The following is a 13,005-nucleotide window of genomic DNA, read 5'->3' on the forward strand; positions in this document are numbered from 1 at the left end:
AAGGAGAGTACTGTTGAATGATGGGCTGAATATACGCGTGGCAGAGGCTGCCGGCCTGGATGCGGAACACCTGCGGCGTGCCGTTGATTGGACCCTGGGGAGCCGGCGCTCAATCCGGGCTTATTTACCGAGACCGGTGCGGCAGCACGATCTGACCGCGATTCTTGACCTGGCGCGTTTCTGTGCTTCCGGGGTCAATACCCAGCCCTGGCACGTGCATGTGGTCACCGGCCAGGCAAAGGAACGATTGAGCACGGCAATTCTCTGCGCGTATGACGATCCGCACACCATGGCCCGGCTGGCCGAACCGTATGACTACTATCCCGCGCAGTGGTTTTCGCCCTACGTTGACCGGCGCCGGGCAGTCGGCTGGGACCTGTATGGCTTGCTGGGCATCGAGAAGGGTGACAAGGCGCGGATGCACCAGCAGCATGGCCGCAACTACCGGTTTTTCGATGCGCCGGTCGGCTTGCTATTTACCATCGACCGGCGCATGGGGCGCGGCAGCCTGATCGACTACGGCATGTTTTTGCAGAACATCATGCTGGCGGCGCGCGCCCGTGGCCTGGATACCTGTGCGCAAGCGGCGTTCAATGCCTTTCACGAAATCATTGCGCGAGAATTATCGATTCCTGCTGAGCAAATGCTGGTCTGCGGGATGAGTTTAGGTTATGCAGACCTCGACAGTATTGAGAACACACTGGTGACGCAGCGTGTCGCGGTGGGCGATTTCACCACGTTTCACGGCTAAGGTTACACCCATAAAAATGAAGGAGACTAAACGATGAGCGCAAGTGCCTACGCGCATGACCTGGACAAGAATGCGGCCAATTATCTGCCGCTGACGCCATTGGGATTTCTTGATCGCACAGCGGAGGTCTACCCCGCCCGCACCGCCATCGTGCATGGCGCATTGCGGCAGAGCTGGGCCGACACGCGGCAGCGCTGTTACAGGCTTGCATCTGCGCTGGTAAAACGCGGCATCAAAGCGGGGGATACGGTCTCCATCATCGCGCCCAACACGCCGGCGATGCTGGAGGCGCACTTTGGGGTGCCACTGTCCGGCGCGGTGTTAAATACCATCAACTGCCGCTTGGATGCGGACGGGATCGCTTTTATATTGCGGCATGGAGAATGCAAGCTGCTGATGGTCGACCGTGAATTCAGCGCCGTGGTTGCCGCCGCGCTGGAGGGGATCGCAGAGCGGCCTCAAGTGATCGATATTAACGATCATCTGGCCCCGGTAGGGCCGGCGATCGGGCAGACCGACTACGAATCCTTGCTCAATACAGGCGATGCGGATTTTCCCGGTATTTGGCCGCGCGACGAGTGGTCGCCAATCGCGCTGAATTACACCTCCGGCACCACAGGCGACCCCAAGGGCGTGGTGCCGAGCCACCGTGGCACCTATCTGATGAGTTTGCTGCAGATGACCAACTGGCCATTGCCCCACGCACCGGTTTACCTGTGGACGCTGCCGATGTTTCATGCCAACGGCTGGTGCTTCACGTGGGCGATCACAGCAGCGGCAGGGACCCACGTTTGCCTGCGCAAGGTAATACCCGAGGACATATTTGCTGCCATTGAACAACATCAGGTCGACCATTTTTGCGCCGCGCCGATCGTGCTGGCGACGCTTGCCAATGCCGCCAACGCCGCGGCCCCGATCTTGCAGCGTCGGGTGCGGGTGCTGACTGCCGGTTCGCCGCCGCCGGCAACGGTGCTGGCGGCGATGGATAAGCTGGGATTCGAGGTGAACCATGTGTTCGGTATTACCGAGGTATCGGGCACGCCGGTCAGCTGTGCCGACCAGCAGGCATGGCAGGATCTGGCGGCAGACGAACAGGCGCGCATCAAGGCGCGCCAAGGCGTGCGCGCCGCTGGCCTGGAGCATTTGCGTGTCGCTGACGCCGATACCTTGGCGGCTGTCTGCAACAATGGTGCGGAGGCAGGGGAGATACTGTTGCGGGGCAATACCGTAATGATGGGCTATCTCAAAAATCCTGCTGCGACTGCCGCCGCGTTTGCGGGCGGCTGGTTCCACACCGGTGACGTGGCAGTGGTGCATGTCGACGGCTACCTGCAAATTACCGACCGCGCCAAGGACATCATCATCTCCGGCGGAGAAAACATTTCGTCGGTCGAGGTCGAAGAGGTGCTGTACCGCTATCCCGGTGTCCTGACCGCGGCAGTAGTGGCCCAGCCGGATGAAAAGTGGGGCGAGGTACCTTGTGCATTCGTCGAATTGAAACCCGACATGCCGCCCATCAGCGAAGCCGAGATGATTGCTTTTTGTCGTGACCGTCTGGCGCACTTCAAGGCGCCGCGTCGCATCGTATTCGGAGCGTTGCCCAAGACCGCCACCGGCAAAATTCAGAAATTCATTTTGCGAAAACAAGCCGGTAGCCGTGATGCCATCACTAAGCTGAGCGGCAATTTGCCCGCATGAGGAAATGACATGAAATCGACGGTAGGGGGCTTGCGCTGACTGAATCGCTGCGCGTGCACGCGACTGGCATCATGCAGTTGAGCACGCCGAAGGTGCAGGTACTGCGGCGAACGCCCGGTTTACTGCGGCGCCGCGAACACGAGTGGCCCGCCCGACACCCCGCGCAAGCAAAAACTGATGATTTCGATGGCGTGCTCTGTCGGCCCGGGCTCACCGGATGAACTATCGGTCGACAAGGGGTTGACCAGGCCTTCGAACAGACATCCGACGATGCACGCCGCAGACCCGCGCTCATTTTGCCTGGGGAACTCGCCGCTGCGCACCCCATCTTCGATAATGGCAGTAAACACACCTGCCAGCGCGCGGTGATATTTCAGGCGCGCCGCCTCGATCTCCGGTTCCACCGGCTCCGCCACCAAGGCATACGCCATGCGTCTGCCACGCAAGGCGCGATTGGCGAATGTCCAGGCCGCAGCGCCAAGGCGTTGCGCCGCAGTTCCTTGTTCCCTCGCAACGCTGGCAACGACGTCGACTTCCCGCTGGGCCGTCAGTGATACGACTTCGATCATCAAATCGGATTTGGCCGGAAAGTAGCGGTACAAGGTTCCGATTGCAATGCCTGCAGCGTCGGCAATGGACGACATCTGCACGTCGCGAAAACCATGGGCCGCCACGAGATCGCGCGCCGCCTTCAGTATCAAGGGATATTTATCCGGGCCGCGAATGCGAAGACGCGGCTTGCGGCCAGAGGGGGACGGTAGTGTCAGGTCATTCTCCGTGTTCACGCAGCCTCCTATGAAATGCTAATTTGGATTATACATGGACCAATCAGCGGTTATCGGCTGGCGCCCTGGCTCAGTCACCGGGGCGCCATCTGCGCCGGCAACGGGGCGTTATCAGGCAGGCCAGTGGCTGCTCTTTTTTTATTTCTTGTTTTTATAATTTGATGTTAATTAAAAATAGAAAAAATATATTCGCTTTAATATTTAAGCATGTGAAAATTAACTGAATATGATTTCAAATTATATTTTTACCTGTCATTAAATTGTAATAATCGGAATGTAATTTACGCGGTTTTAAACCGATGTAAATCAATCCCATGAAAATCAAATGCCGTAAATATATTGCCGTTCGTCCTTATAAACACACAGTCATCGCGCTTGCGATCGGACAGCTGTTCGCCGTCACCGCGATGGCCGCCACCGATAGCGCTGCAGAAGCAGCCGGCGATGGCGCCAGCGCCAGTGGCGAACTGCAGACCGTCAAGGTCGCCGGCCAGCATACGCCGCGTGCCGCCGCCCGCAAGCAGCAGGAAAACGCCCCCAACCTGGTCAATGTGCTCAGCTCGGAAGACATCATCAAGCTGCCGGATGTCAATGCCGGCGAGGCGTTGCGGCGCGTGCCGGGCATTTCGATGTCGATGGGCAGCGGTGAAGGCCGCTTCATCAACATCCGCGGTCTCGACGCCGACCTGACCACCACCACTTTCGGCGGCGTGCGCCTGCCGCCGACCAATGTTTCCACGCCGTTCGGCGGCGGCCGCGCGGTCGAGATGGGCGTGATCCCGGCCGGCATGATCGGTTCGATCACGGTCACCAAAACCAACAAGCCGGAGCAGGACGCGGAAGCGCTGGGCGGCACCGTCGAGATCACGCCGAAAGCGCTGGCGCCGTCGCAGGACGCGTTCTTGAACGGCAAGATCGGCGTCGGCATCGAACCGCTGCGCAGCACCGGCGTGAGCGACCTGTCGGTCAGCGGCGGCACCCGCTTCGGCATGGGCGCCAGCCCATCCTCGGGCCTGACCGGCTACTCCGACCGCCCATTCAGCTTTGTCGGCACCGCGTCGTTCTACCGCGACAAGCGCGGTTCGGACGACCTGGAAGGCTCGTACTCCAGCAAGAGCCCGTTTTCCAAGGCATACAGCAGCCTGGACCAGCGCTACTACAGCCTGACGCGCCACCGCTACGGCATTGGCGGCGAATTGAGCTATGAGCCGGATGCGGCCAACAAATGGTATGTGCGTTACTACGACTCCGGCTACCGCGAGACCATCAACCGCCAGCGCCTGACCTACAATTTCTCCGGCGCCCCGGTCGCCAACGCGGACGGCAGCTTCACCGACGCCAAGACCACCCTCAGCAAATCGCTGCGCGACGAGCAGGAAACCATGAGCTCGCAGGTGTTCACGCTCGGCGGCAAGCACACCCTGGCTGGCGGCGCGCGCGTCGACTACGACGTCGCCCATACCGCCGGCACCGACGACCGTCCATTCGACTACAACAGCACCTTCGCCAACCCGACCAGCACCGCCGCCACCTACAACAACGTCGCCAACGCCAACTACCCGACCATCAGCACGGCGGGTGTCAATCCGGCGTCGCCGGCCGGCTTCGTGCTGTCGAGTTTCAACAACACGCCGCTGCGTGCCCGCACCACGGAATGGTCTGGCGCGGCCAACCTGGCGCTGCCGACGCACCTGACCTCGGCGCCGGACGAGGAACTCAAGCTGGGCGTCAGCGTTCGCGAACGCACCAACGATTACCACGTCTATCCTTACACCTACAGCGCGGTGCCTGCCGTGCCGCTGTCGCAGACCATCATCGGCGCGCCGGTCACTTACTACGGCAACAGCCTGCAGAACGGCTACAACGTCAGCGACCAGGCCATGCGCGACCTGTATGCGCAGGGCAGCGGCTTCGTGCGCAACACGGCGGCCGATACGCTGAACTCGGCAAAGCAGAGCACCCACAACACGGAAAACGTGTTCGCCGCCTACGTGCAGCAACAGGTGAACTTCGACAAGCTGGGCCTGCTGGCCGGCGTGCGCGTCGAAACCACCAAGGCCGACCACGCCGGCAACGCCATCACCGGCAGCACGGTCACGCCGGTGCAGACCAGCAACAGCTACACCAATCTGTTCCCGTCGGTGCAGGCGCGCTACGAACTGGCGCCGGCCTCGCTGCTGCGCGCCAGTTTTTCCAGCACCATCGCGCGGCCGGGCTTCAACCAGACCAGCGCCGCCACCAATATCGACGTCGGCAATAACATCGTCACCACCGGCAATCCGAACCTGAAGCCGACGTTGTCCAACAATTTCGACCTGTCGTATGAGCGCTATCTGCCGCAGGGCGGCATCCTGTCGGTTGGCGTGTTCGACAAGGCGCTGCGCAACTACATCGTCAACCGCAGCGTCGTCCAGACTTTCGCCAGCAGCGGCGCCTACACCGGCATCGCCCCGAATACCCGCGTGGTGACCTATGGCAATGTGTCGTCGGCGCGCGCCACCGGCCTGGAAGCCAACTTCGAGCAGCGCTTCACCACGCTGCCGGGCGTGCTGGGCGGCCTCGGCGCCGCGTTCAACTGGACCTATGTCGACTCTTCGCTGGAAATCCGTCCGGGCGAGAAAAAGATGCTACCGTCGACCTCGCGCAACACCTACAACGGCGCCGTGTTCTGGGAGCGCGACGGCCTGAATCTGCGACTGGCGGCGAACTACATGAGCCGCAATATGTATTCGATCGGCAGCAACAGCAGTTCCGACGTGTTCGCCGAGTCGCGGGTGTCGGCCGACTTCGGCGCCAGCTACCAGGTCAACAAGCACTACGGCGTGTTCTTCAACGCCAAGAACCTGACCAACACCGCGCTGAAATACACCCAGGGCAGCGCCGACCGCGTGATCCAGCGCGAAACCTACGGCATGACGCTGGAAGCCGGCGCCACGTTCAATTTCTGATCCATCCTTAACCACTGAAGAATCCATGATGCATATCCTGAAAAAATCCACCATCGCCTGCCTGTCCATGCTGGCCCTCCTGTCCGGCGGCTCCGCCAGCGCGGCACCGCCGCTGGAACTAGTGGCGCAGACGCCGCTGCCGGCCGTCACCGGCGGCGACTTCGACCATTTCGCGGTCGACCTGGCGAAAAATCGCCTGTTCGTGCCGAGCGAGGTGTACCAGTCGATCGAAGTCTTCGAACTGTCCAGCGGCAAGCACCTGCACAGCGTGACCGGCACGGTGCAGGGCCCGCACATGCTGGAATACATCGCCGACCAGAACGCGCTGTTTGTGGCCGACGCCCGCAACGGCTATTGCGATGTGCTGGACGCCAGCGATTTCCACCTGATCAAGCGCATTACCCTGCGCCCGGGCGCGGATTTCGGCGTCTATGATGCGCGCACCCGGTTGATCTACCTGGGCAACGGCGGCAAGGCGCTGAAGGCCGACAACTCGGTGATCAGCGTGATTTCGGTCGACACGCGGGAAGTGGTCGGCGAGATCCCGGTGCAGGCGGCAGTTATCAAGGGCATGCAGCTCGATGTGCAGCGCAACCGCCTGTACGTCAACCTGCGCGATAAAAGCCAGGTGGCAGTCGTCGACCTGGCCAGCCGCAGCGTGACCGCCAGCTGGACTTTCCCCGGCCTGACCGGCAATGCGGCGATGGGCTTCGACGCCCTGCACCGCCGCCTGTTCGTCGGCGCGCGCAATCCCGGCGTCATGTTCGTGGTCGATCCGGACAGCGGCAAGCTGGTCGGCACTTTCGGCACCGTCAACATCTCGGACGATATGACTTACGACCCGGTCGCCCAGCGCCTGATCGTGTCCGGCGCCGACGGCGTCGACGTGTTTGCGCAGGATAATCCCGATACCTACCGCCTGCTCCAGCATGTCGACACGCTGGGCGGCAAAACCTCGGTGTATGTACCGTCGCTGAAACAGTTCTACGTCGTGCATACCAAGGGCGTGCAGGCGCCGCAGGCGGGTTTGCAGGTATTTAAGGTTAATTAATTAACCTGTTCGGCGCCGCCGGCATTTGTCGCGCGGCGCCGATCATATGCATCATTAAATCGGCATTAAAGAAATAGAATTAAATATCATTAAGAGATAATAATTCAATTGAATAGAATATTATGAGGTAATTCCATTGTAATAAACGGTGGGTATTATCTTCATGTTTTACATGGAGAAGACATGCGTTTGTTGTTGGTGGAAGATGATCCAGCGCTCGGGAAAAGCATTCGTTCCGGACTGGATGGTTTTGGTTTTGTGGTCGACTGGGTTCAGGATGGTCTCAGCGCCGAAACCGCGTTGTTCGCCGCCGACTACCTGGCGGTTCTGCTCGACATCGGCTTGCCGCGCAAATCGGGGCTGGCGGTGCTCGGCAGCATGCGGGCGACCGGCAACAATACGCCGGTGATCGTGCTGTCGGCGCGCGACGCCGTGCGCAACCGGATTGAAGGCCTGGACGCCGGCGCCGACGACTACCTCGACAAGCCGTTCGACCTGAACGAACTGGCGGCGCGGATACGGGCTTTATTACGCCGCAACAAGCAGCAGGTCAGCCCGGTGCTGAGGCATGCCGGCATTACCTTCGACCCGTCCACCCAGCAAGTCCACTACCAAGGCAGGCACGTGGTGCTTGGCGCGCGCGAACTGGCGCTACTGGCCGCCCTCATGAGCAATCCGGGCGTGCCCTTGTCGCGCAGCCAGCTGATCGAGCGCATCTACGGCTGGAACGATGAAGTGGAAAGCAACACCATCGAAGTCCACATCCACAAGCTGCGCAAGAAGTTGTCGCCCGATTTTGTGCACAATATTCGCGGCATCGGCTATCTGCTTGCCGATGAGTAAAGCGTACTTCTCCATCAAGCGCAGCCTGCTGGTGTGGCTGCTGTCCAGCCTGTTCCTGCTGAGCGCCGCGTTCGCGCTGGTGACCTACGGACTCGACCGCATCACGCTGCGCGACCAGGAAAGCAGCCGGCTGCGGCAGATCGCCGTCGGCCTGCCGGCCGATCTGCAGCATGCGGACCTCAGCCACATCAATGTCGAGCTGCGCCATCGGCGCGACGATTTCATCCTGCAAATCTGGGACAGCGAGCACCGGCTGATCTACCATTCGCATCCCGATTTGATCTTGCCGCAATTTACGCAAACCGGCTTCAGCATCCAGCCCTGGGGCGGCGACCGCTGGAAGGCCTTCATCCGCTATGCCGATGGCAACCTGATCCAGATCGCCCAATCGATCTCGGCGCGCAAGGAAATCGCCAAGGACGAGGCGCTGCACCGCGTGGTGCCGCTGCTGCTGTTCATTCCGGTGATCGCGTTTTTTATTCCCTTCTGCGTCAACCGCGGCCTGCGTTCGCTGAGCCGGCTGTCGCGGGAGCTCGACCGCCGCAATTCCAGTTCGCTGGCGCCGTTGCAGGAAGCGCAGCAGCCGGCGGAAATCGTGCCGCTGACGCGCGCGCTCAACACCTTGCTGACGCGCCTCGGTGGTGCGCTGGAACAGCAGCGCAACTTCATTGCCGACGCATCGCACGAGTTGCGCACGCCGTTGACCACGCTGCAAATTCAGGCGCAGCTGGTCGAACACGCGCTGGGACCTGCGCAGCGGCACGCCGCCCTCGACGATCTGAAGACCAGCATCCGCCGTACCGGGCATCTGGTGGAGCAGCTGCTGATGGTATCCAAGCTGGAAGCGGAAGGCGAGCAGGCCGCCTTCCGGCCGGTGGACCTGGCGGCGGCCGCGCGCGAGGTCGTGCTGGCGCTGCTGCCGTTTGCGCAGGCCAGAAAGATCGATCTGGGCATGGCCGGCAGCGGCGCCGGCGCGGCGCCGGGCGATGCCGACCAGCTCAAGCTGCTGGCGCGCAATCTGATCGACAACGCCATCCGCTACACCCCGGCGGGTGGCCAGGTGGATGTGGAAATCATTGCCGGCGACGGGTACATCGATTTCTGCGTCGAGGACAGCGGCCCCGGCATTCCAGCCGACCAGCATGCGCGCGTCTTCGACCGGTTTTTCCGCTGCGTGGGCCATGACTTGCCGGGCAGCGGCCTGGGCTTGTCCATCGTGCGGCAGGTGGCGCAGCGCCACCACGGCAGCATTCGCCTCGGCCGCAGCGAACGCCTCGGCGGCCTGAGTGTGCGGGTGCGCTTCGGCTTAGCCTGGCGCCAGCACGTCCGCAATGGCGGCGCAGACGCGGTCGACGTCGGCGGTAGTCATGCCGCAGTGTAGCGGCAGCGTTATCGTCTGCTCGCCGATCCGTTCGGCATTCGGGAATTGCCCGGCGTGGTACCCAAGTCCCAGTCCAAGCGAAGTCAGGTGGGAAGGTTCATACGACAGCCCGGTCGCGATGCCACGTTCGCGCAGCGCCGCCCGGAACGCATTGCGTGTGGTATGCAGGTGCTGGTATGGCAGCAGGACGCAAAACATATTCCAGCTCTGTCCGGGCACGCCCTGGGGCGGCAGCACGGCGTCCGCGATCGTCGGGAAGACTTCGAAGTAGCGGTCTGCGAGCTGGCGCCGCTGTGCGAGAAAAGCGGGAAGCTGCTGCAACTGCGCGATGCCGATTGCAGCCGAGACATCCGACATATTGTATTTTCCGCTTGCCACGCTGACATCGCGGGTGTCGTCAGGGCGGCGTGTGATGCCGTGGAAGCGCAGCGTTTCGACCAGGCGCGCAGTTGCTTCGTCGGCAACGACGATGGCGCCACCTTCTATGGTCGTCATATTTTTGTTGGGATGGAAGGAAAACGTTGCGATGTCACCGAAGCTGCCAATGGCGCGTCCCTGCCATTCCGACCCCTGGACCAGCGCAGCATCTTCGATGACGCGCAGACGGTGGCGGCGCGCCAGCGCATACAGGGCATCCATATCGCCCAGCGCGCCGGGGAAGTGGGTCGGCACAATCGCCTTGGTGTTGGGCGTAATGGCCGCTTCAACCTGCTGCAAATCGATCGCGCGCGTCACCAGATCGCAATCGACAAAGACGGGTTTGGCGCCGACCTTGACAATCATGTTCATGGTGGAAAAGAAGCTCTGCGTCGACGTGATGACTTCATCCCCCGCACCAATGCCGCACGCCAGCAGGGCGATTTCCATGGCGCCGGTGGCTGAGGTCAGCACGCGCGTAGGGCGATGGTTGAACGTTGCAGACAACAGGCATTCAAATTCCACAACGCGCGGGCCGCTGGCGATCCAGCCGCTGCGCATGGTGGCCACCATGGCTGCGATGGTGTCTTCAGAAATTAAAGGTTGAGAGAAATTCAGCATGCAACAACCGCCTTCGTAGCATCTATCAAAACGCCATATTAGCAGCCTGCGACAGCAAAGCGTGGTCTGCCCGCCGATCTACGGCATGCAGCGTGGACGGCGGTTACGGCCGCAGCTGCGGCAAGCCCAGCGCCTGCCGTAGCTCGGCGGTGGCGGCGTCGCGCTCCGCCTTGAACGCCGGGTTGGCATCCATCAGCGCGTGGGCGGCGTAGGCCAGCACCTTGCTGGCTTCGATATCGCTCCGGTAGTGCACGCCGCAGACCAGGCGCTGGCGCGCATAGTCGTCGGCCCGCGCCAGGATCGCATCGCGTTGTTCCGGCACCATCTCGATCAGCACCAGGCCGGCCATGTAGCCGGCGGTGGCGTGGCCGCTGGGATACGAATCATCGCTGGATTTGGCGCCGCAAATCGCGTGCAGCGTGGTATCGAGGTTGTACGGCCGCATGCGGTGAAAATACTGCTTGGCCGGACCGGCGTTGGCGCCGTGGTCATTCTTGACGTGGTCGGCCAGGGCTGCCGTCAGCGGCAGCGTCGCCGGCGCAAAGCGAGGACCGAGCACGTCCGCGTAGAGGAACATGGTTTCATTTTTGGCGTCCGACATCGCCTGTGCCGCCTGGGCCGGCGTGCGGGCCGCTTGAATGCGGTGCAACTCCGCAAGTTCGGCATTGGACTCGGCAGTACCCGGCGCGGCCGGCGCCTTCGGGATCAAGTCGGGCCGGGTTTGGTCGGCGCCGACGAAATACGCCTCGCGCGCCGAGACGTTGGTGATACACAGGGCTGCCAGGATAACAGCGGGAACGGCAAGCATTTTCATAGGGTGTAGGTGGCTTGAGAGGTGACGATCTGCGCCGCCTAGGCCGCGCAGGACATGCGGTGTATGCCGCCGCCGTAATACTACTGACGCAAAATGATCTCAAAATGAAGGTGGCAATCGCTTCGATATCGAGGCCGCCGCTGTGCAGCGCCAACCGGATTACATCATGCCGAAACCCTGGCACACACTTAATGCGGGATTAATTATCGGGACTTTAAGCTGAGCACGTTACTCTCCAGGCCAGGACCCGTGAATGCCGAAACCCTTGAATCTTCCGCTGTGGCGGCCCTCATTGCTGCTCGCCGGGCTGTTGCTGTCGTCCTGCGCCAGCTACCAGCCGTTGCCATTGCAGGAGGGCCGGCCGGCCGGCCTGGTGGTCGATACCCGCAGTCTGCCATTCGCGCCGATGGCGGCGCACCGCTTCGATCCGGCCGACGGACTGGACATCGTGGAAGTGGCGATGCTGGCGGTGGTCAACAATCCCGACCTGCGGCTGGTGCGCGACGATGCGGCGATCGCCCATGCGCAATCGTTTTCCGCCGGGTTGCTGCCCGATCCACAACTGGCCCTCAGCCGCGACCTGTCCAACAGTGTCGGCGCCGGCGGCACCAAGGCGTTCAGCCTGGGGCTGAGCTACGACATCACCAGCCTGCTGACGCACGGCGCGCTGCATGGCGCCGCTGAGCGCGACGCCGACAAGACCGACTTGACGCTGCTGTGGCAGGAGTGGCAGGTGGCTTCGCAAGCGCAACTGCTGTTCGTCAAGCTGGTGCAGGGACGCCGGCAACTGGCGATCCTGGACCAGACGCGCCAGCTGTTCGCCGACCGCTACCAGCGCACCCGCCAGGCGCTCGACCGCAATCTGCTCAACAGTGACGCCGTCACCCCGAACCTGACCGCGCTGCAGGATGTCGACCGCCAGCGTTTCGATCTGATGAAACTGCAAAACCAGGCCGCACACGATCTCAACGCCTTGCTGGGACTTGCGCCGGAGACGGCCCTGGTGCTACGCGACGACAGCGGTCTCGGCCAGCTCGACACGCAACTGGTGGGCGCCGCGCTGGACGGTATCGCGCAGCGCCGGCCGGATCTGCTGGCCTTGCAGGCCGCCTACCAGGCGCAGGACCAGCGCTACCGTGGCGCGCTGCTGGCGCAATTCCCGGCGCTGAACCTGGGTTTTACGCGCGCGCGCGATTCGAGCAACGTGTATTCCAGCGGCATCGGCATCAATATGTCGCTGCCTTTCCTCAATCGCAACCGCGGCAATATCGCGATTGAACAGGCCACCCGGCGCAAGGCGTACGACGAGTACCAGGTGCGGGTGCAGGCCGCGCGCAACGATGTGCGGCGCATCCTCGACGAACAAGCCTTGAACCAGGCGCAGGGCGCCAGGCTGGAGGCCGATCTGCGCGCGCTGGCGGCCGCCCTGGCGCGCAGCGAGCAGGCGTTCCGCGCCAGCGACGCCGATGCGCTGGCCTACGCCACCGCGCGCTCAGCGCTGTTGTCCAAGCAACTGGAGCAAGTCGCCCTGCAGCAGGCGGTAATGGAGCAGCGCGTGGCCTTGCGCACGCTGCTCGGCATCGATATGACCCAACTTGAAAGCGTTAAACCATGACCCGGAATAAATTGATGCTGGCGGCCGTCGTGCTGGCCGCCGCTGGTGGCGCCTGGTGGTACAGCCAGCGCGCCGGCAGCG

General features: G+C 62.3%; 10 protein-coding genes. 7 read left to right on the plus strand and 3 right to left on the minus strand.

The window, feature by feature from the left end; translation table 11 throughout:
• Positions 1 to 25: 25 nt before the first annotated feature.
• A complete protein-coding gene (locus tag GTP69_RS20120; RefSeq protein WP_161056528.1) occupies positions 26 to 751 on the plus strand; it encodes a nitroreductase in 726 nt (241 codons plus the stop codon).
• A gap of 33 nt (positions 752 to 784) precedes the next feature.
• Positions 785 to 2,449, plus strand: a complete 1,665-nt coding sequence (locus tag GTP69_RS20125) for an AMP-binding protein (RefSeq protein ID WP_161056513.1) — start codon at positions 785 to 787, stop codon at positions 2,447 to 2,449.
• 119 nt (positions 2,450 to 2,568) lie between these two features.
• On the opposite strand, the gene GTP69_RS20130 is transcribed toward GTP69_RS20125, so the two are convergent.
• On the minus strand, positions 2,569 to 3,234 hold the full coding sequence (locus tag GTP69_RS20130) for a TetR/AcrR family transcriptional regulator (RefSeq protein ID WP_371868033.1): 666 nt from the start codon (positions 3,232 to 3,234) through the stop codon (positions 2,569 to 2,571).
• A 314-nt stretch (positions 3,235 to 3,548) separates the two neighbouring features.
• Here GTP69_RS20130 and GTP69_RS20135 point away from each other — a divergent pair, with 314 nt between their 5' ends.
• The 4 genes from GTP69_RS20135 (at position 3,549) to GTP69_RS20150 (ending at position 9,457) form a co-directional block, all read left to right on the plus strand.
• Entirely contained in the window at positions 3,549 to 6,182 is a 2,634-nt protein-coding gene (locus GTP69_RS20135) for a TonB-dependent receptor (protein ID WP_161056514.1), read from the plus strand.
• A 25-nt stretch (positions 6,183 to 6,207) separates the two neighbouring features.
• Positions 6,208 to 7,233 carry a YncE family protein gene (locus GTP69_RS20140; RefSeq protein ID WP_161056515.1) on the plus strand — a complete coding sequence of 342 codons (1,026 nt, stop codon included), beginning with the start codon at positions 6,208 to 6,210 and terminating at the stop codon, positions 7,231 to 7,233.
• 183 nt (positions 7,234 to 7,416) lie between these two features.
• The gene (locus tag GTP69_RS20145; protein ID WP_161056516.1) at positions 7,417 to 8,076 is read left to right on the plus strand and encodes a response regulator transcription factor; all 660 of its coding nucleotides are present in this window, start codon (positions 7,417 to 7,419) and stop codon (positions 8,074 to 8,076) included.
• Positions 8,069 to 9,457 carry an ATP-binding protein gene (locus tag GTP69_RS20150; RefSeq protein WP_161056517.1) on the plus strand — a complete coding sequence of 463 codons (1,389 nt, stop codon included), beginning with the start codon at positions 8,069 to 8,071 and terminating at the stop codon, positions 9,455 to 9,457. The genes GTP69_RS20145 and GTP69_RS20150 overlap by 8 nt, the downstream gene beginning before the upstream one ends.
• On the opposite strand, the gene GTP69_RS20155 is transcribed toward GTP69_RS20150, so the two are convergent.
• Both GTP69_RS20155 and GTP69_RS20160 read right to left on the minus strand, forming a co-directional pair.
• On the minus strand, positions 9,383 to 10,495 hold the full coding sequence (locus tag GTP69_RS20155; RefSeq protein WP_161056518.1) for a DegT/DnrJ/EryC1/StrS family aminotransferase: 1,113 nt from the start codon (positions 10,493 to 10,495) through the stop codon (positions 9,383 to 9,385). The two genes, GTP69_RS20150 and GTP69_RS20155, sit on opposite strands and share 75 nt — an antisense overlap.
• 103 nt (positions 10,496 to 10,598) lie before the next feature.
• Positions 10,599 to 11,309, minus strand: coding sequence for an acid phosphatase (locus tag GTP69_RS20160; protein ID WP_161056519.1), 711 nt, complete (start codon positions 11,307 to 11,309; stop codon positions 10,599 to 10,601).
• A 253-nt stretch (positions 11,310 to 11,562) separates the two neighbouring features.
• Between GTP69_RS20160 and GTP69_RS20165 the strand changes: the two genes are divergently transcribed.
• Positions 11,563 to 12,924 carry a TolC family protein gene (locus GTP69_RS20165; protein ID WP_161056520.1) on the plus strand — a complete coding sequence of 454 codons (1,362 nt, stop codon included), beginning with the start codon at positions 11,563 to 11,565 and terminating at the stop codon, positions 12,922 to 12,924.
• Positions 12,925 to 13,005: the final 81 nt, after the last annotated feature.

Source organism: Duganella levis, from assembly GCF_009857605.1.
Lineage (GTDB): Bacteria > Pseudomonadota > Gammaproteobacteria > Burkholderiales > Burkholderiaceae_D > Rugamonas > Rugamonas levis.

What these genes read in the sequence shown, in the direction of transcription:
- GTP69_RS20125 (WP_161056513.1), top strand. Translation starts at nt 785, where the DNA reads ATGAGCGCAAGTGCCTACGCGCATGACCTGGACAAGAATGCGGCCAAT.
- GTP69_RS20135 (WP_161056514.1), top strand. Translation starts at nt 3,549, where the DNA reads ATGAAAATCAAATGCCGTAAATATATTGCCGTTCGTCCTTATAAACAC.
- GTP69_RS20140 (WP_161056515.1), top strand. Translation starts at nt 6,208, where the DNA reads ATGATGCATATCCTGAAAAAATCCACCATCGCCTGCCTGTCCATGCTG.
- GTP69_RS20145 (WP_161056516.1), top strand. Translation starts at nt 7,417, where the DNA reads ATGCGTTTGTTGTTGGTGGAAGATGATCCAGCGCTCGGGAAAAGCATT.
- GTP69_RS20150 (WP_161056517.1), top strand. Translation starts at nt 8,069, where the DNA reads ATGAGTAAAGCGTACTTCTCCATCAAGCGCAGCCTGCTGGTGTGGCTG.
- GTP69_RS20155 (WP_161056518.1), bottom strand. Translation starts at nt 10,495, where the DNA reads ATGCTGAATTTCTCTCAACCTTTAATTTCTGAAGACACCATCGCAGCC.
- GTP69_RS20160 (WP_161056519.1), bottom strand. Translation starts at nt 11,309, where the DNA reads ATGAAAATGCTTGCCGTTCCCGCTGTTATCCTGGCAGCCCTGTGTATC.
- GTP69_RS20165 (WP_161056520.1), top strand. Translation starts at nt 11,563, where the DNA reads ATGCCGAAACCCTTGAATCTTCCGCTGTGGCGGCCCTCATTGCTGCTC.